The sequence below is a fragment of the Veillonella sp. LMAG:90 genome (assembly GCF_008679445.1).
In the GTDB taxonomy this organism is placed as follows: domain Bacteria; phylum Bacillota; class Negativicutes; order Veillonellales; family Veillonellaceae; genus Veillonella_A.
In genome coordinates, this window is sequence record NZ_NAND01000001.1 from 2,014,311 (window position 1) to 2,034,932 (window position 20,622).

Genomic DNA, 20,622 nt, shown 5'->3' on the forward strand with positions numbered 1-20,622 from the left:
TAAAATTAATCAATCATTTTCATTATAAAAATCAGCATATCTTACTAGTAATAGAATCACCAGACACAATAAATAACAATATCGTCCTGTTTCAAAATCATATTCTTCAACTAATCCATGAGCAATATTATTTCTTATATTTCCCCCTAAAGATTGACACAGTAAGCATTGAAATTGCCAAAAAATTGATTTATTATTGTCTTCAGAATTTTTAATTAAATAATTTAATATATCCCATAACGTATATTCTTCAGTTCGACCATCTTTATCAATCTTATATGTTAAGCCATATTGTTCCTGTGCAATATATCGAAATAAGTTTTCTAATTGTAAAACTAAAACTTGATATCCTGTACACAATTCTCCTTGAAATATTAAAAACAGCACATTTCGAAAAATCTTATTCCTAGTTGCTGGGACTATTTCATTATGTCTTATTAGAAAATCAAAACTATATTCACTAAATATAAAAGTATCTTTTATATATGAATAGATATGTTTTAAATAACAACCAGCAACATCTGCATATCTCATAACCATATGATCTACATGATTTCTCAAATTAGTACTATTATTTTCATAGTCAGAAGACATTAGTGGCATAAGTATATCAGTAGATTGCCCTCTATCATTAATAATACTACATGGAAACGTATCACTTATAAATCCGGAAGATTTACAGTCTTTTACCATATTTTTTACTATATCAAAGTCTAGATATTTAATAAACTTTAAGGAATAAAATATTATTTCTATAAAATTTATTTTTTTCAAATCCTCTTCTATCGTATTGAGAGAAATGTTAGAGTCAATACTTATCTCTATTATTTTCATATTATTCACTTTGTTTATTTGTACCGGTATCAATTTCTGCTTCAGTTCATTTGCCTTTTTCTGGTTCTTACAACGAGTATAAGAGTCTATTGCGTTTATTAAAAATCGCTCTTGCTTAAAATAATCCTTATCTGGAATAAAGTTAAACAATTTTTCAAAATATTCTGCATAGTCTTTTTCAATACTTATGATTAAATTTGAATCACCTAGTTTATTAGCCCATTTTCTTTTTAAAATAAAAATCTTTTCATTAATATGCTCATTTTCACCTCTTATACTTACATTATTATTAAGAAATTCTAATGCCTCGTAATATGAAATAAAGTGTTCTGCTGATAAAATGTCTAAAATTGATAGTGTTATATATATTGAGGTATTATTTTCATTATGAAATATAATATTATGTAGAATTTTAAATATTGTATTGAGTTTTTTTCTATTATTTATTTCTTTTGCCAAAGCGATAGCATATGTCGAAACCTCTAAAACAGATTCATCAAAATTTATTTCACGCTCTAAATGAATAAGATAATAATCAAGTGCTTTATCAGCAGCCTTATAGTCTCTTTGATCCAGCCAAATACACTCCCAAATATAAGCACTAAAGTACGGCAAAAAATTGTCAAAATTTAATTTTTCTAAACATTCTAAATCAGACTTAACAAGAAAACAATTATTAACTCTTACTAAACTTTCATCTAAAAAAATATTTAATTTACGCTTCTTATTTTCTTCAATTATTAATAATCCACATATCTTTTGTAATATCTTAAGAGCTTTTTTCTCTCCAATATTTTCTAACTCTACGTCCTTTAAGTTTACTATTGGCCAGTATCTTAAATTTCCTGTATTTAATTTAACTTGATTAATCAGTTCATAAATATTCACTTCATCATTCCTTAATATATAATTAGTTGAAAATTAGTGTGCTACTTTTTTATAAATTGATTTAATATTTTCAAGAAAAGCGTCTTACATTCTTCTAATGAAATATCGCCTCTAATTAAATTAGTTATAGCCATTATACTTTCTGCGTTATCCTCAATTATTAAATATAATTTTGCATTATCTATTACTTTCTCAAAGGTCATATTATTCCAATTCTGTGAAGTAGAAATTGATACGCCAGTATCAATTAATGTAGTAGAAATCGAGTAACCTGCTGGTATCTTTTTCGCTTTTTGCATATTATGCTCTACAATTATTTCCTGTAAAATGATTTTATATTTCTTATTAAGAAAATCTAAATCCTCTTTAATGGCAATAAAAACTCCTTTACCATACTCTTTAACTTCCTCATAGCTTGGAAAGTGCCCGTGATGGATAACACGATTTCTAAGATTCCGTAATTCACCAGTTAATAAATACGGCTTTCTACCTTCATTATTAAAGTACTCGTTTTCAAATAATTCCAACTGAGCTCCACTTTTTTTTCGTACTGCATTCCACTTATCATCCTTTGATTCATGATTAAATCTACATATAACTTCAATGTAAAACTCATAATATTTTTCTAGTGCTGCGGCATAATTTAATATAGCTGCACTATAATTTTTCTTCAGCAAGTTATAAGTTGCATTAAAAAAAATTTTCAAAAACTTCAGCTTGCATAATTATTGCAAGTTTATGACCTTTAGAACATTCTACAATATAAACTCCATCATCATTAAGTGTAAAATCTTTAATAATAATGTTAGGCGGTGTTGTATCACATTGATAACAAGCTGTCATTAAATACATATTCTACTCCTATTTCTAATAAAAAATAAATTATTTATTAATTATTTATTCTTCAATTTAATCAATTATTCCTCTCCATATGCTATTTTTTCTTATTTCTTTTTATTATCAAAATTTTATGCTTATAGGACAAAAGGGCCTCGCACAAGTACAGTTAATACTGTATATAGCAAAAGCCCTTCTATTTTAATATATAATTTTTTATTTTACTTCTATACCATTAGTTTGTATAGTTCTTACTTTATAATAGGCAGCCATACCCTTATTTAACCAAAAATCATTTTGTGATTTTGGTTTTAAATCTTCCAAACCATGAGCCGCACTATATCGATTCATAACCTGTACCGGATTAACATAAATGTCTTTTTCGCCACGGGATATGGCCGTTTGAATAATCTGCTCATTTACAGCGACTTGTCTATTATAATCTATCGTACTTTCAACAGCCGATCTATATTCTCTCCCAAAGGATGCAAGCATAATAACACTCAACGTTGCAATCAAAGCAGTTTTATTAAAACCTACATACGCTTCATTTCTGATAAAGTCAGCTATTAATATACCCGTAGCAATAATAAAGAGAATCGTACCACTAAAGACGATACGTGACCCAAAACCACCTACGGCCGACATGGCAATAGCACAAAGAAAAGTACCAACAAGATAAATTAGTGAGCTTTGTTTATCCGTTTTCTTCAACAAGAAATACAATATCACGAATATAAGAACTAAGAACAAAGTCTTTTCATAATCAATCAATCTTAGTGCATTTTGTGGGATTCGCCCGATAACTTTAAGAAATGCTCCTTGATGGCCTTCGGCTTCATAACGAATAAAATTACCCGGTGCAAACCACATTGCTGCACTACCTGCTAGAGTACCAAGGAGGCCCCAAATACTAAATTGAGGAATTAAATTATATTTCTTTTTATACTGCCACATATAGCAGAGAATAAATCCAATAATTCCTACCGAAAAATTTTCATTGGCCCAACCGGAGAAAATCCCTAAGATAAATAAAAGAATATACAAGAAATAGTTTCTGAAAGTTTCACGGTTGCCATCATATAACCTATAAAACAACATGAAAATTAACGGAATAATAATTGTCCACAAATAATTACCGGCACCGGTTAACCACAAAATATTCTGACCAAAAGCCGGTAAAAATACCCAAATGGAAAAGTTAATATAAATGAGAATTGACAAAGACCAATACTTAGCCTTTGTAATGTGAGCATAAACCAGCAATAGCAGTACAACGTAGATGAACGAGTTAGCCACATTGAATATGGATTTTGGCATGCTTAAAAATAATAAGGAGAAAAATTCGCCCCATACACGGCCACTCCAAGTGAGATAGTATTTCTCTAAGGCTTGATACATATCCCCCACGGAATGAATTTTCACTGCTGTCGCATACTTTAAATAATCGTCCACAACAAACCCAGTCAGGCTATTTAGTTTGAACATCAAAATAAAAATGCCAACCAATAATCCTACAAATGCTATTTTTGTTGCCACCGGTGACTTTAAATACTTATACAAAACAATTTCATCCTTCCCTCAATACACTATACTCCACTAATTATATCTTCCCGCCATTGGTGGTTATCCAAATACCATTGTATCGTTTTTTTGATTCCGTTGGCAAACTTCGTTTCCGGTAACCATCCCAACTCAGTATAAATCTTAGTCGGATCAATGGCATAGCGCAAATCATGTCCTTTACGATCAGCAACATAGGTAATTAAGTCTTCCGATTTACCTAACTCTTTGCAAATCAATTTTACTATATTAATATTAGCCATTTCATTATGTCCACCAATATTATATACTTCCCCTTCACGGCCTTTATGAATAACCAAATCTATAGCTCTGCAATGATCTTCTACATAAAGCCAATCACGAACATTTTGGCCGTTACCATATACAGGTAACTGTTGATTATTTAGAGCATTAACAATCATAAGCGGAATTAACTTCTCTGGGTATTGATAAGGTCCATAGTTATTGGAACAACGAGAAATCGTCACCGGAAGTCCATAGGTTCTAAAATAGGACAATACCAATAAATCAGCTGCAGCCTTAGAGCTACTATATGGCGAGCTTGGATGTAATGGCGTTGTTTCCGTAAATAGCAAATCCGGTCTATCCAATGGCAAATCACCATATACCTCATCCGTCGAAACTTGATGATAACGTTTAATGCCGTATTTGAGACACGCATCCATCAATACGTCTGTCCCCAAGATATTTGTTTCTAAAAAAATACCGGGATTATTGATTGAGCGATCTACATGTGATTCAGCTGCAAAATTAACAATCATATCAGGTTTTTCTTCTTCAAACAACTGATTAATAGCTTTTCTATCACAAATATCTGCTTTAACAAATCTGAAGTTTGGATTAGTCATTACACTCGTCAATGTAGAAAGATTGCCGGCATAGGTTAGCTTGTCTACACAAATAATACGATACGAAGGATAGGTCTTCAGCATATAAAATATGAAGTTTGAGCCAATAAAACCAGCACCGCCAGTGACTAGGACTTTCACATTAGAACTCCTCAGACGTAACTTTAATCAATACTTATCTAAAATTATCTTTTTAGCAATCCACAAACAAACACCAATATAAATAATCGTAGTCCCAAATAAATCTAAAAAAAATCTCTCATCAATTGACGATAAAAATAATGGATACGAAATAGTCGCATATATTATTAGTGATGTAATCTTGATACTATTATTATATTTCAAATAATTATAGTAATAACTATAAAATACCCCTAATAACCACATAACTCCTAACATACCGATTATCCCAAAAGCCTTAATATATCTCCATTCTGCAGTATAAACATTAGTATCAATACCTTCAAAATTAACAAACGGCAAAAATATCTCTACTTCTGGTAAGTTAAACCCTAAGAAATTAAGATTCCTATAAACACTAACCAATAAATTAGAACCAATTAAAGAATTCTCTACTGGTATCTGATGATATATAACATCAAAAGCTGGAACAGATAAGCCTAAATAATGCGATAAAATTATAAAAGGTGTTCTAGTACTACTAGCAACCTTTCCAGATAAATACCCCATTATCAAGAAAAAGGCTATGGCCATAATCCCTAGTATGCCAAGAATAATAATTGATTTTATACCGGCCTCTAGCTTAAATTGATTCTTCTTCAAATAAAGAAAATTTCCAATTACCACAACAAATATAACAAATGACATCATTGCCATACGCCCGGTTGTAAATATCATAAAAGGAATATAAGCTAAAACTGGCACAAGTAAAATTAGATTTATATTTGACCATTTAAAAAATATTAAATTGCTTAAAAATGCATATATATATACTGAAGCAATCGCTAGAGAAATATATTGTCGATAATTCATCCAGCGACTCAACATAACTTGCTCAGCTTCAATTGCTGGTCTTACAGTTTTTATAATATTAAATATACCATCTGTATTTCCAAGTAATACAGATAAGTGATAAATTTCACGAAAACTAAACATCGCCAAAATACTCATTATCAGAAAAGAAAAGAAAATTAATTTATTAGCTTTATAATATTTAACAGTCAAAATTGGCGAAATCGGTTGTCTATAAAAAGCAATCTTACAAGCAGCTAAATTACCGCAAGCAAATGATAAAATGGCCATAAATAATACTATTGTACTTGACATTGAAAACTGTAATTGCCAACGATCTATGTTTAATGCAGCCAATATAGAGCTTAATAACATAGTCATACTCATTAAAATACCAGGTTGAAGTACATCCCCTTTAAAAAAGTATATTAAACCTATTGTTAAAATCAATAATAATGCAGATAAAATATACAAAAATCCTGGATCAACCATTTTTTTCATTCCTTATCGAAATTAAAAATACTATCACCACTCCAATAATAGTTCCTAAAACAGCGCCTATAATTCCATACTTTATTATTATAATATTTTTATCATTTGCTAATAGTTTTGGTTCTAATGTATATGTACTTACTTCTTTAAATTGACTTTGTGGGGTTATCTGATTAATCCTCGACTCAGCAAAAGAAATATATTCGTCTAAATATTTAGTTCCATATAATTTTATATATTCATAATCTTTTGCATCATCTGCACTTAATGTGAAAATAAACTGAATAACCCCCGAATGAATATCAACAACATGAATATGTTTCTGCAACCATTCAACCTTCTGAATTTCAGTTAGCTTATCCCAATCGCTATTAATTTTTTTATAATCAAATCTATTTTCTGATTGTTTCAAAAATAAATCAATTTCACTATAACTCTTTAAAAATGTACCATAGTCAAGAGAATTATTAAACATTAATGGCTGATTATACTCAATTTTTATAGTTTTTTCAGTATAAAATCGTGTACTTTGAATAACATAGTCTGTAAAAAAAGTTTTTTCAATTACTAAACCTAATGAAAAAATAATTGCTAATAGAATGATGTAAATAAACTTACTTTTTAGTGTATCAATAAAAACTCCAAATTTTACACTTTGCATCATGACCTCCTAAATTTTTTATTAAATCTCTTTTAATACATTATTTTTAAAAACATATCCCAAAATAGCAAATGTAATTACCCCTTCAACAATTACCATTATTATAGCAACACCCTCACCAAGCCAATAAGGAGCTATACAAAACATCAATATGATATCTAAAATAGCCCCCAACACAAGAATATTGCTAAAGATCTTTTGATAGCCATAATTTAACAAAACTTGAATTCCAAAGACATTACTTATTGATATTATCATAGGTAATAATGCTAATATTTGTAAAATTTCTACACTTGACTGATATCCTTCACCAAATAATAGCTGTACTACATAAGGTGCCAAAAAGATTAAAGATATACTTCCTATCAAACAGCCACCGATATAAACTTTTCCATACAGTTTTATAAAATTCAAAAAATTATTTTTACCCTCTTGAATTTTTTTACTGGCATAAGGATACACCGCTTGATTAACAGTAAACATAACACCTTTAATGCTATCTATTAATTTATTAGCCGCACTAAAATATCCCACTATAGTGTCATTAGAAAAAATACCTAATAAGACTATATTACTAGTTGTATATATGTTTATAGCAATAGTAGAAAGAAAAATATGCCAACCATCATTCATAGTTTTTATTACACCTTTAAACGTTGGCTTTATAAACACAAAACTATATTGTCTTACTATAATTATATACGAAAGTATCCCTGCGAGGATTAATGTACTAGACTGAAATAAAGCCGCTAACAAATAATCATCCTGGTTTCGAACAAACAAAAAAACCAAAATAACAGTTGCCAACCTAGCTATTATATTGACAATTGTTATATATCTCATTTGTTGAATTCCCTGAAAAAACCATGTAGGGAAAATAAAATTACCTAATGCTAATAAAAAAACACTCCAGTACAAATAAGCATCAAACTTTATTGCCATAAAATCAATGATCAAAATAGAAAAAAAAGAAAATAAAGCTGTTAAAAGAAGAAGTAATGCCTTACAAGTCATAATATTAATAAAAATATCTGCAATTTGCTTCTTTTCAATTACTCTTGCAATATCTCTAGGTCCAGTCATATTAAAGCCGTAATCTACAATAATAATACAATATTGAACTATGCCTTGCATAAAAGCAATCGCACCAAATTTTTCAACGCCTAATACTCGAACTAAATAAGGTAATAATATAAAATTCAATATGTATTCTGCACCTTTTAAACTTACCAATGAAAAAATATTTTCAAACAACTTATTTATTTTCATAGTTCAATCTCTTAATAATATTTATTTATATTTCTTATACAAATAGTAAAATTTAAAAATCAATTTCATCAAATATCGGTTTTTAATTTTCTCTATAATAGCCCCAGACAACCATGGACTATTCTTAATAGAATTTATAGAGTCTTCAAAAGATGAGGCTTTTGAACTTAAAATTAATGGTCGTAACTCATCAAGAATCACCCTATAATCTTTCCATATTTTTATATCTTCTAGAGTTGGTGTAATTGCAAAGTTTTTAAAGTTTTGCAGAGCTATATTAGTACTAATATCTTCATCAAAAAATTGATTCATACTAGATTCAAAAAATGACAATGCCCCCCTCTGCAATTCTTGAATATAATATTTTTCGTCAACTTTCCCGTCTCCAATATACTCGAAGTCAGCTAATATTGGTTCCACTTTATTATCTATAACTTGATAACCTTTAACGCTCCCATGCGGAGCAGTGAGAAATATTTCTAAAAACATATAACAAAAACGCAATAGGACCTTATACGGCTTGGTTTTATTACCTGAGTCAAAAAATATGTTTCTAGTTGTATTTTCCTCAATTGCAGAATGCAAATAAAAATAAAAAGGATTTACATCTAAATTCTCTTGTTTTAAATAATATTTTAATGCAAACTCAATGCTACAGCCGGCTCCCATGTCAATAATACCAACATTTCCATAAAATTGCTCTTGATGAAAATATGATTGAATAAGTATTGCCTGAGCCTTAGAATCACTGAATATCTGTTCTTTAATAAAATCAAACAAAGACTCTACTCGCTGATCAATTTTCAAAGTATCAATATTAAATCTATCTTGACGAGCCAATTTAAATTTGTCTAACACTACATCATCAACTGTAATGCAAAATCTATCTAACACATATTCTAATGTAAAAGATTTATCCCAAGATTTATAATGTTTTACCATATCGTCAAAAGATTTATCATATTGTAAAATCGGCCTTATTACAGACTTTCTTGAAATATAAAAATATTTTGAATCTATGTTAGGACAATATAAAGAAAAAGCTTTTTTCAAAATGTATCCATCTCGTGAAAAGAAGAAAACTTTTTTTAAATTTTTTTGCTCTACTTGTTGCGCTAACCACTTAGTAAAACCTAATAATAATGGACCAAAAACCTCATATCCTATTTTAAAAATATCATTTTCTTTAATCGGCATATTATTATTAATAAACCGATTTATCCAATTGTATGTAAAAATATCCTGACTAAATAAACCCTCTTCATCATAATAAGTGGGAAATAATTCCCCTTCATCAATCAAAAATGCAGATAATCCTTGCATTTTTGCCTTTTTAAAGTCAGCATTTTTGTCATTACCAATATGAAGAACTTGAGATGGTAATAATCTTTCTTTTTCTAAAACCTTCTTAAATAGTAAACCCTGCTCCCATTTTGTAATCCGTTCATCACACGAAGAGTAAACTATTTTATGATGTAAATAATCGTTTTTCTCTAAAATTTTATTAATATCTGATGCACTAAAGTACATATCAGAAATAATGAGAATAGGTTTTTCTATGGACACGCAATAATTATAAATCTCTTGAAGTTCTTGATTCGCTGTACAAACAAGAAATTCTATTTCTAACTCCATTTTCTTTATTAAATTTTTCTCATTTTCACTATAATTATCATCAAAATTTTCATAAATTTCATCAATATTTACTTCTCGATAAGTGCATCTTTTTCTTGCATTAGCCTCAGCCGCAATTCGGGCATCGTATATCTTTTTTGATGTTCCTAACAACTTATTAACTTTACATTCTAGTAACCTAAATACATCTTTATTATTACCAAGATTTCTTTTTATCAAAGTATCAAACACATCAAATGATATAACATCATGTTTTGAAATTATTAATTTTAGTTTCTCAAGATCCATTTAATTTTTCTCTTTCAAGTAAAAACTCATTATCTTATTAACTTCTGTATCAATATCATAATCGGCTAAACTTAAATCTTTCGAAGTGTCTCTTCTAGTAACAGCACTCTTCTTTAATATTATATCTGCCCAAGTCTTTTTCTCTAATTTCTTATCGATAAAATAACACAAGCCATCTACTAGCTTTAATTCTTTGGTTATATTATCTGAAAAAAAACAAGGCAATCCGCAGGCTTGTGCTTCTACACCAACAACAGTAAGTCCTTCAAACCTTGAAGGCATTACAAAACAATCCATTGCCTGCATTAATTCAGCCACATCATGTCGTATCCCTAAAAATAAAACTGATTCTTCTAAATTTAATCTTTTTACTTGTTCTAAAGCTTTTTTATAATATGTGTCATCACCTACATAGTCACCTATTAATAATAATTTAGCTTCCACTCTTTTATTATGCACTTCATTGAATACATCAATCAAAAATTCGTGATCTTTTTGATACACAAATCTACCCACATGACCAACAACAAAGTCTTCATCATCAAATTTTAACTCAGAGCGTTTGATTTGTCTTACTTTATCATTAAAAACTAAATCTTTTGTATTAATAGCATTATGAATAACCGTAAATGGTTGTGTATTCCCAAACATCCACTGCCCAGCTAAATTCGAGCAAGCAAAGTAATCAGTTACACTCCACTTCATAAGAATTCGATTAAAGCTTATTAAAGCCCGTCTAATTTGACCAATCTTATTTTCAAAACCACCATTATGAGAATGTATTATTCTCACCGGAATTCCCATTATTTTTCCTAGAAATAATGGAAAAATATATTCTAAACTATTAGTATTTAGTACAATCGCCTTATAGTTTTTTGATTCTTTGCGAAGTAGTTTTATCCATTGCCAATAATGTTTTAAAGGATTCTTATGACGGGAACAAACACCAAAAATCTTTGATCCGGCTTTTCTTATTTTATCGGCAAAGACAATATCATATTCATTGGTAATATTTACAAAATCATAAACTACTTTATTTCTATCTAAATGGTCAAATTGCTGCATTAAATATGTTTCAAGACCACCTATATTCCGAGTCATGCCAATTTGTAAAACTTTTACCGGCAATAAATCTTGATTCATTTTAATTATCCTTTAATTTTTGCAAATAAAAATGGAAATTGTCTTTTTATTAATCCAATCATCCGTACAAGCCACAACAACATAACTCCTTTTTCATCGCGCAACAAAAATATCATTAATTTCTGTTTCTCAGAAATGTTTATAAACTCAACACACTTAAAATAATTATATATTTTACTATCTCTAATTGACGTTAATAACTTTTGAATATTTTCATCTGATTCAATAGCTCGTTGTAGTGTAGAATATACAATCCGAGTATACATCCAAAACAACATACTCTTGGATTCATCATCCATATTTTCAAAACCATGAAAAAATGCTAAGAAACGCTCGATTTTCATTATATGTAGATTATAGTAATCATCGTTCTTTTGCGACGATAAACTATTAGACTCTGTTAATTTAATATAATGATATCCTGTATAGTCAATACATTTGAATATATTAACATATTCAAAATAGCGGATATTAAAGTCAAAATCTTCATTTACACGATATGAAGGATTTAGTTCAAGTCCATTTCCCTCTATTATTTCACGGCGATAAAAACCATTCCATAAATAGCCAAATAATGGCACTAACTCCATTTTTAAAATTTGCTTGGCAATTTCGTTTCGATCTCTATATTCATGAGTTAATAAACTTTGCACTTTAAAAAAATGATTTTTTGTATCTTTTTGAATATATTCTTCAATACAACCATACTTTAAACAATCTATATCGCACTCTCTCAAATGAATATATGCTGTTGCAAGTAAATCTTTATCAACATAATCATCACTATCGCAAAATGTTACATATTTTCCTTTAATATTTGATAAGCCATAATTTCTAGCTGCTGCGGCCCCGGCATTTTGCTGCATCTGATAAAGTTTAATTCGATTGTCTTTTTTTAAATAGGACTCACAAATATCATAACTATTATCTGTAGATTGATCATCAACTAAAATCAATTCAAAATTTGTATATGTTTGTTCCAATATACTTTCTATCGCCCTTTGCAAAAAAGGTACAGCATTATAAACTGGCATAATGACACTAAAAAACGGTTTATTAACTTCCATATAATACTTCTCCCTTGCATACAACGATAATCAAGTTACTATAATCTAAAATAGTGTTTAATTTCTTACTTTCCAAATACCTTACGTTTCAAAAAGCTACCGCCTTTTTTGAGCCAATTTTGTTTTTCCATAAAAGAAACATTTTGCTCTTTATAGTTAATCTGATTTTTTTCAATCCAAACATCGAGTAAAATTTCACTGACGAATCCAAAGATGCGAGATTCATATGGATTATAGTCGGAAATATCTACTCGTTTTTCCAATTCAAACAATATAGCAAATAGCCATTCACAATATTGATTGTATAAATCACGACGCATCACAAACATATTGAACATATGAGCCCAAGTGCGATTGCATACAGTTGCAAAAGCTTCTGAATATTCCGGATACATTTCAGCAATAATAGTTTCAGTTACATCTAACCCTTCACTATGATGGGCATGGTTATAATGCGAACGATTGCTTTCAATATAATACCGACGTTTATCGGCAACTACAACCGGATATTGCTCTAATAAAGTTTGCCATTGTTCGCTAGTTAAAACTTGCTGCTTCTTTTCTTCAATATTGCGAACTTCTTTATTGGTAAAATAGCGACGATAATGCACTAACCCCACATAATCCGCCTCTAAGTTTTTCCATGCCCAATAAAGTGCCGTTAATTCACAATAGTTAGGATTTTTAGCTGATATATTATCACCGGTATTATCACCAACATACCCTAAATCAGCTTTGCCTTCTCTACCTACATGTATAGGCATATATACTGAATCATTTGGCATCCAATACAATTTATGTGCTGCCACTAAAATTTTTATTTCCGCCACTTACTTCAATTCCTTTTCTACTAAACGCAATGCACTTGCAATCACTTTATCCATATCATAATATACATATTCAGCTAAACGACCACCGAATATAACATTTTTTTCTTCTTTAGCTTTTGAAGCATATTTCGCATATAAATCATAGTTCTTTTCATTATTGACAGGATAATAGGCTTCCTCTCCTACTTTCCAGTCAGCAGGATACTCTTTAGTTACATAAGAAACAGGTTGTGTGCCAAATTCAAAATGTTTATGTTCAATTATACGAGTGTATGGTACATCAGCTGCTGTATAGTTAACTACTGCTACGCCCTGATAATTATCTGTTTCTATTTTTTCCGTTTCAAAACGCAAACCACGATATTCCAATTGACCAAATTCATAGTTATAGTATTCATCAATCGGTCCTGTATAGATAATTTTATCCGCTAAGGCTGTTAACTCTTCACGATTTTTAATAAAATCGATACCTAAGCGTACTTCAATACCTTCTAACATATTTTCAATTAGTTTGGTATAACCACCTTCAGGAATCCCCTGATAGCGATCATTGAAGTAATTATTATCGTATGTATAGCGAACCGGCAAGCGTTTAATAATAAACGACGGAATCTCTGTACAAGGTCGCCCCCATTGCTTTTCGGTGTAACCTTTGATTAGCTTTTCATAGATATCGGTGCCAACTAAACTGATAGCCTGTTCTTCCAAGTTTTTTGGTTCATCAGTAATTACGGCTCTCTGTTTTTCAATAATAGCTTTAGCTTCAGCTGGAGTAGAGATACCCCACATTTTACTAAATGTATTCATATTAAACGGCAGATTGTACATTTCACCTTTATAGTTGGCTACCGGAGAGTTTACATAGTTATTAAAAGTGGCAAATTGATTCACATAATCCCACACATGTTTCATCGAAGTATGGAAGATATGAGCACCATATACATGAATATTAATACCATCCTTATTTTCGCAATACATATTACCGCCAATATGATTACGACGATCGATAACTAATACCTTTTTACCACGTTTATGTGCTTCATGCGCAAATACAGAACCGAAAGGACCTGCACCAACTACTAAATAATCGTACTTCATTCGCATCACTCCTCTACTAATAAGCACCTTTGCGTTGTAATACGGCTGTTACGGTTTTTACTAAATATACAATGTCAATCCAAACTGACCAATTATGTACATACCACGAATCCATCTGAACACGTTCATCATAAGTAGTATCACTACGGCCGCTAACTTGCCAAACACCGGTAATTCCCGGTGGCACTAAGTAGAAATCTTGTATATATTCACCATATTTCTCTACTTCAGCCTGAACAATCGGCCTTGGTCCTACTAAGCTCATTTCCCCTTTTAAAACATTGAGCAACTGTGGTAATTCATCAAGACTTGTTTTACGTAAAAAGTGACCGATTTTAGTAATACGTGGATCGTTTTTCAATTTAAAATCTCGATTCCACTCTTCCTGTGCTTCCGGATTATCTTTTAAATATTCCTGCAAGGCTTCTTCAGCATTTACTACCATCGAACGGAACTTATAACAAGGAAACTCCTTGCCATGTTGCCCCACACGTCGATGTGCAAATAAAATTGGACCGGGATCGGATATATAAATAAAGGCAGCTATGATAAGTCCAATAGGAAGGAAAACTATCATCCCGGCTAAGGTTAAAACAGTATCAAATACTCGTTTTAAGAATCGATAATATGGTCTGGCCAAGTTGTTTTTTACATTAACCAAAAGCATATTTTCTTCCATTAAGCCTTGAACTGACACATTCGCTACCGGTAACCCGATTAATTCCGGCACAAACGATACATTTTTGATTAAAATTTCCAACCGATTAACTAAAGTGATTAGTTTATCCGGTGGCAATCCCGGAGCGCAGACGATTACATGCTGAATCTTAGTCTTAGCCACAATTTCATCAATATCGCAAAAACCACCCAATAATAGATATTGTTCGATTAAATTCTTACAAACCGGATTATCATCAATAAAGCCGACTATTTCATAGCACATAATCGGATGGCGGTCAAAAGACTGTAAGACAAGTTCTGCCGTCTTGCCGGCGCCAATAATAATAACCGGAATTTTAAGAACGCCCTTAGCTATTAAAACGCGTTCTAAAATATAGCGTCCCAATAATAATGTTATAAAGGTCAATACCCAAGATCCTATAATAAATAATCGCGACACATCACCTGCCACATTAGCTGCATACATAAGAAATACAGTGAGCAAGACGCTATAAGAAACGGCCTTAAATAAGTTTCTAACACGTTCCCAATACGGCAAAGCAATTTCATAACAATGGCACACAAACATCATGAATAGAAATAATGCCGGTGCAATTAAATAAATATATATGCTACGAATATGAAATGTATCAGATACAGGTGGAAACATCCACATTTTTCTTGCTTCAAAGGAAAGCGAAAGGCCTGAAACAATCATAAAATAATCAATAATAAACAAACATAAAGGCAATACATACGTGGTATTACGTTTTAATAATGGGATTGAATCTTTCATCGCAGTAAATCCTTTCAATAAACTTTTTATTATATAATAATAGGTTATTAATTGTTTAATACAAGGATTTAAAACTTATCTAAATCTAACGTTTTTAAATATTCGGTTAATGCTTCCCCAACTTGTTCATTACGAAGTCCATATTCAATCATAGCTTGCAAATAACCAAATCGGTTACCGATATCATAACGTTTACCTTCATAAGCTAAAGCAAATACATCTTCATCCAGCTGTGCAATCGCATCGGTTAATTGTAATTCATTGCCGGCACCAACCGGAATATTTTCCAAACAATCAAAGATTTTTGGTGACAATATATAGCGTCCCAAAACCGCAATATTTGACGGTGCTAACTCTTTTTGTGGTTTTTCTACTAAACCTTCTACTTTATATACGGTATCAGTAATCGGAGTCCCCGCCACGATTCCACAAGAACTAACCATATTCTCCGGCACTCGTTGTACTCCCAACACGGTTCCGCCATAGGTATTATATGTATCAATTAACTGTTTTAGGCATGGGTATTCCGGATTGTATACCACATCGTCACCCAACAAAACGGCAAATGGTTCACCGGCACAAAAGGCTTTAGCACATAATACGGCATCCCCCAAGCCACGCGGTGCTTTTTGGCGAATAAAATGCACACGAATATCAGCCAAGCGGCGTACCATGGCCAACTGTTTCTTTTTCCTCTGCTGTTGTAATAACTGTTCCAATTCAACACTCGTATCAAAGTGATCTTCAATAGCCCGTTTATTTCGTCCCGTAATAATAAGAATTTCTTCAATACCGGAATCAACCGCTTCTTCAATAATATATTGAATGGCCGGAGTATCCACAATAGGCAACATTTCTTTTGGCTGCGCCTTTGTTGCCGGTAAAAAACGAGTACCAAATCCTGCTGCCGGAATAACGGCTTTTCTCACACTTTTCATACTACACCTCAATAACTAACGACTCAACTTGATTTTTATAATACACAAAATAAATAAGTAGAAAAAATTAATTTATCCGTTTATATTTCCTTTTATTATAACATTTTACATAAATCATAACCACCCGTAGAACGGGTGGTTTGCTCTGACCCTATAAGGGTCTTTCTCTAGTGATTGCCCTCTAAAGAGGGCTTTGAGTAATCTGACAACCACTCTATTATCACTGGCTGCCCCCTGATATGCTCCCTTTTAGGTAGACACCAGAAATAATAAAATCTTGTGTTACTTGAAAGGGAGTATTTTTATGCCCAAGTCAAAAATCTGTGCAGAAGAAAAAATAAAAACCATAGAAAATATCCTTGAAGGAAAAGAATCCATGTCCACAGCTGCTAAGAGGTTAGGAATTGATTGGACTACCGTTAGGGCTTGGATTATCAGTTATAAAAGCAATGGGCTCGATGCATTTACACATGTAAAAAATAAGCATTATTCTGCTAAAGAAAAAATAGAAGCCGTAATAGCTTATCTAAGCGGAGAAGGATCCTTGAATTCTATTAGCCAAAGATTTGGATTACGGTCAAACATGCAACTACGAGATTGGATTAAGAGGTATAATAGTCATGAAGAATTAAAAACATCCGGAACAGGAGGATGTTTTACCATGACAAAAGGCCGAAAAACAACATTCGATGAGCGTGTTGAAATAGTACAGTATTGCATATCTCACAACCATAATTACACAGAAACAGCAGCAAAATACAATATTTCTTACCAACAGGCTCGCAGTTATACAGTAAAATATGAATCCGGTGGGCTAGACGCATTACAAGATAATCGCGGAAAAAGAAAAGCACTAGATAGTCTTACTGAAGTAGAACGATTACGCACTGAACTTAAGATGGAACGTGCTCGCCGAATGAGGGCTGAAATGGAGGCATCTTTCTTAAAAAAATTAGACGAAATAGAGAGGAGGCGGGGCTAAGCCAAGTAAAATATTTTCATATTTATTTGGCGATAAAAGAAGAACACGAAGAGCATCACTATGCCATTTCAGCTTTATGTAAACTAGGTAACGTAACTAGAGCTGCTTATTACAAATGGTTACATAGACAAACGCCTATAAAAGAGCGAGAAAACATAATGATTGCGGAAAAGATAGAGGCCATTCACTCAGAAAGTCCCGATAAGGGATACCGTAGAATTCGAGATGACTTGGATCGCTACTATGACATACAGGTTAATGATAAGCGAGTACTACGAATTTGCCGGATACAAAATATTAAATCTACCATTAAGTATTGCAATAAGGGATGCACTCGACATGCGGCAAGACCACAATATGTAGCAGAAAACATTCTTAATAGAGACTTTACTGCTACAGCCCCTAATGAAAAATGGCTTACAGATGTTACTGAATTTAAATATTACTTGGGCAATGAAGTTCATAAAGTATACCTTAGTGCAATTCTTGATTTATATGATCGTAGAATTGTTTCATTTGCAATCCGAGACAGAAATGACAATATATTGGTATTTGATACCTTTACCCATGCCGTAACTTCTAATCCAGATGCACATCCATTATTCCATAGTGACAGAGGATACCAATATACTAGTCGAATGTTCCATGCAAAGTTAATTGCGGCAGGAATGAAGCATAGTATGTCTAGAGTAGGAAAATGTATTGATAATGGCCCTATGGAAGGGTTTTGGGGTATCTTAAAACGCGAACGATACTATGGGCGTCACTTCACAGATAAAGAGTCTTTGGTTAAAATGATTGAAAACTATATTGAATATTACAATACTAAACGATTACAAAGAAAGCTCGGTGTTTTAACACCTATGGAAAAACATGCTAAATATTGGTTAGCAGCATGAAAAAACTGCCACCGGAAACCGGTGGCAGATACAAAACTAATTTTATTTTTTCGAGTGTCTACTTGACGGGTAGCAGTTCACCCTACTCGGGGGCTTTTCTTTTAGCCTACTTTACCTGCTCACCCGTGAACGGGTCCATATATTCTTTAAAATTTAACGTATCTTGAGCTATATCTTCTTGTAATTGATTGCGAATATACTCCTTTATCGCTCCTTCGTATCTGCCTACTGTATCCACATAATATCCTCTACACCAAAAATGTCGATTCCCATACTTATATTTTAAATTAGCATGTTTATCGAATATCATGAGGCTACTTTTACTCTTTAAATACCCCATAAAACTTGATACACTTAAATGTGGAGGTATAGTAACGAGCGTATGTATATGATCGGGGCAGCACTCCGCCTCTATAATCTCCACATTCTTTCTTGTACATAAATCTCTTAATATTTTCCCTATATCAACTTTTATTCGCCCATATATAACTTGTCGTCTATACTTAGGTACAAAGACAATATGGTATTTACATCTCCATTTACTATGTGATAAGCTTTTTACGTCATTCATTGACATTGAACCTCCTAAGTTGAAATGTTGTGGTTGCCAGACCAACTTCATTGTATCATTAGGAGGTTCTTTCCTTTTCTATAAGAATTTTTTGGCTTATAGGACAAAAAGTGTGTGTGGCTTTTTTAGTTAATCCCAATAAATTGGAAATTCCGTGGACATATGAAACTCATTCCAGACGATGGCATCGCCCCATTGCGGTAAGATATTATCAGGACGGTTATTCCGCATTATCCTACGGTAAGTAGCAGCAATGGTTTTATCTGTAGGCATACATTTTAATATTTCAGCAACAGGAAGCGGTCTAGGTGAGTGCTCGTAACACCACCAATAGACCGCTTTTAATCGTCTTTCTAAGGATAACCCTCTGTGATCTCGTAACATCCCCCTAAGTTGCGCATTAACGCCTCCTTCCAGTCGATTGTTCGTTGTAGGTACGGTAATATCTACAAACGTCAGGTAGGTAAATAGAGTCTCATCTCTAATTAATCGTAAAAGTCCTGCCTCAGCTTTTAAGAGGCGTTCATGAGTTGCCCTTTGATTCCCATTTTCGTCGACTGTCATTTCACGTAAGAAGTCATCAAACTCTTCTCTCCAAGCTAATAATCCATCAATCCAAGTATAGGCATCAGCTATCGATTAAATCTTAAATAAACGCTTTGCCAGTTCATATAAGGCCTTGCCGGCTATTGTTTTTGGCGCAGAGGTTGTATACCTTCTTACTTGCGCAAAAACATGAAATAAGCAGCGTTGATGGTTACTTGTCGGCCACCTCTTTGCTAAGGCCTTAGCAAATCCAGATCCGCCGTCTGAGATAACAACACGCGGAGGAGCAATACGGTCCATTAATGCCTGCCAAGCTCTAGAGTTCTCATATCTACAAACATACCAGCCTAATACATGGTCCTTACTACAACAAATAAGTACACAGAGCTTACGCGTTAGGTATATGCCGTCAAAGTAAAGCACATCATATACTTCCTCAATCTTTGGTGGGAGGCACCATATGGACCAAAATTTAGACGTTTTACGTCTAAATGTACGCCCTCTTCCAGGCATATGCTGCTGCAATTGTTTACTAAATAACCATTTCAAAAACAGCTTTAGATCATTACTATCAGTGTTAATTTTGTTAGTGAAAGCGACTTTACAGTGCTTACAAAACCATCGCTGAGAACCGGATTTCAATATACCGTGTTTTATACATTTTCGACCACAATCAGGGCAAACTACTTGTTTAATATTAATCATCCTCCTATTTATGTTTTTATTTAGGAAGATATAATACCATTTTAGTCAGTAGTTATGTGGGTTCACGTATGTTTTTACA

18 protein-coding genes and 1 pseudogene are annotated in these 20,622 nt (G+C 32.1%); 2 read left to right on the plus strand and 17 right to left on the minus strand.

What is annotated here, in order from left to right; translation table 11 throughout:
* Positions 1-9: 9 nt before the first annotated feature.
* The 15 genes from CCC71_RS08925 to galU form a co-directional block, all read right to left on the minus strand.
* Positions 10-1,722: a DUF4209 domain-containing protein gene (locus CCC71_RS08925; protein WP_296333472.1), complete on the minus strand. Its 1,713-nt coding sequence runs from the start codon at positions 1,720-1,722 to the stop codon at positions 10-12.
* A 41-nt stretch (positions 1,723-1,763) separates the two neighbouring features.
* Positions 1,764-2,399: a hypothetical protein gene (locus CCC71_RS08930; protein WP_295272447.1), complete on the minus strand. Its 636-nt coding sequence runs from the start codon at positions 2,397-2,399 to the stop codon at positions 1,764-1,766.
* A 13-nt stretch (positions 2,400-2,412) separates the two neighbouring features.
* Positions 2,413-2,574 carry a hypothetical protein gene (locus tag CCC71_RS08935; protein ID WP_296333475.1) on the minus strand — a complete coding sequence of 54 codons (162 nt, stop codon included), beginning with the start codon at positions 2,572-2,574 and terminating at the stop codon, positions 2,413-2,415.
* A gap of 201 nt (positions 2,575-2,775) precedes the next feature.
* Positions 2,776-4,122 (minus strand): DUF3329 domain-containing protein, encoded by a 1,347-nt coding sequence (locus tag CCC71_RS08940; RefSeq protein WP_296333477.1) that lies wholly within the window; start codon positions 4,120-4,122, stop codon positions 2,776-2,778.
* Between the two features lie 26 nt (positions 4,123-4,148).
* Positions 4,149-5,132 carry a dTDP-glucose 4,6-dehydratase gene (gene rfbB / locus CCC71_RS08945; protein WP_021840951.1) on the minus strand — a complete coding sequence of 328 codons (984 nt, stop codon included), beginning with the start codon at positions 5,130-5,132 and terminating at the stop codon, positions 4,149-4,151.
* A gap of 27 nt (positions 5,133-5,159) precedes the next feature.
* Complete coding sequence (locus CCC71_RS08950) at positions 5,160-6,455, minus strand: O-antigen polymerase (protein ID WP_021840952.1); 1,296 nt, start codon at positions 6,453-6,455, stop codon at positions 5,160-5,162.
* On the minus strand, positions 6,448-7,119 hold the full coding sequence (locus tag CCC71_RS08955) for a hypothetical protein (RefSeq protein ID WP_296333479.1): 672 nt from the start codon (positions 7,117-7,119) through the stop codon (positions 6,448-6,450). Before CCC71_RS08955 ends, CCC71_RS08950 begins: the two co-directional genes overlap by 8 nt.
* An 18-nt stretch (positions 7,120-7,137) precedes the next feature.
* The gene (locus CCC71_RS08960; RefSeq protein WP_156705919.1) at positions 7,138-8,385 is read right to left on the minus strand and encodes a flippase; all 1,248 of its coding nucleotides are present in this window, start codon (positions 8,383-8,385) and stop codon (positions 7,138-7,140) included.
* A gap of 21 nt (positions 8,386-8,406) precedes the next feature.
* A complete protein-coding gene (locus CCC71_RS08965) occupies positions 8,407-10,308 on the minus strand; it encodes an HAD family hydrolase (protein ID WP_296333480.1) in 1,902 nt (633 codons plus the stop codon).
* Complete coding sequence (locus CCC71_RS08970) at positions 10,309-11,451, minus strand: glycosyltransferase (RefSeq protein ID WP_296333481.1); 1,143 nt, start codon at positions 11,449-11,451, stop codon at positions 10,309-10,311.
* 5 nt (positions 11,452-11,456) lie between these two features.
* Positions 11,457-12,518, minus strand: a complete 1,062-nt coding sequence (locus tag CCC71_RS08975; RefSeq protein ID WP_226974518.1) for a glycosyltransferase — start codon at positions 12,516-12,518, stop codon at positions 11,457-11,459.
* A gap of 65 nt (positions 12,519-12,583) precedes the next feature.
* Complete coding sequence (locus CCC71_RS08980; RefSeq protein ID WP_226974519.1) at positions 12,584-13,348, minus strand: DUF4422 domain-containing protein; 765 nt, start codon at positions 13,346-13,348, stop codon at positions 12,584-12,586.
* The gene (glf, locus tag CCC71_RS08985; RefSeq protein WP_021840959.1) at positions 13,349-14,446 is read right to left on the minus strand and encodes a UDP-galactopyranose mutase; all 1,098 of its coding nucleotides are present in this window, start codon (positions 14,444-14,446) and stop codon (positions 13,349-13,351) included.
* Positions 14,447-14,462: 16 nt separating this feature from the next.
* Positions 14,463-15,902, minus strand: a complete 1,440-nt coding sequence (gene wbaP / locus CCC71_RS08990; protein WP_021840960.1) for an undecaprenyl-phosphate galactose phosphotransferase WbaP — start codon at positions 15,900-15,902, stop codon at positions 14,463-14,465.
* Between the two features lie 68 nt (positions 15,903-15,970).
* Positions 15,971-16,840 carry a UTP--glucose-1-phosphate uridylyltransferase GalU gene (gene galU, locus CCC71_RS08995; RefSeq protein WP_296333482.1) on the minus strand — a complete coding sequence of 290 codons (870 nt, stop codon included), beginning with the start codon at positions 16,838-16,840 and terminating at the stop codon, positions 15,971-15,973.
* A 304-nt stretch (positions 16,841-17,144) separates the two neighbouring features.
* Between galU and CCC71_RS09000 the strand changes: the two genes are divergently transcribed.
* On the plus strand, positions 17,145-17,822 hold the full coding sequence (locus tag CCC71_RS09000; RefSeq protein WP_226974520.1) for a transposase: 678 nt from the start codon (positions 17,145-17,147) through the stop codon (positions 17,820-17,822).
* Positions 17,823-17,848: 26 nt separating this feature from the next.
* Positions 17,849-18,721 carry an IS3 family transposase gene (locus tag CCC71_RS09005; RefSeq protein WP_247240057.1) on the plus strand — a complete coding sequence of 291 codons (873 nt, stop codon included), beginning with the start codon at positions 17,849-17,851 and terminating at the stop codon, positions 18,719-18,721.
* Between the two features lie 106 nt (positions 18,722-18,827).
* Here CCC71_RS09005 and tnpA read toward each other — a convergent pair whose 3' ends face one another.
* The gene (gene tnpA, locus CCC71_RS09010; protein WP_156705627.1) at positions 18,828-19,292 is read right to left on the minus strand and encodes an IS200/IS605 family transposase; all 465 of its coding nucleotides are present in this window, start codon (positions 19,290-19,292) and stop codon (positions 18,828-18,830) included.
* A gap of 129 nt (positions 19,293-19,421) precedes the next feature.
* Positions 19,422-20,534 (minus strand): annotated as a pseudogene (locus CCC71_RS09015) (IS1249 family transposase).
* Positions 20,535-20,622 lie beyond the last annotated feature (88 nt).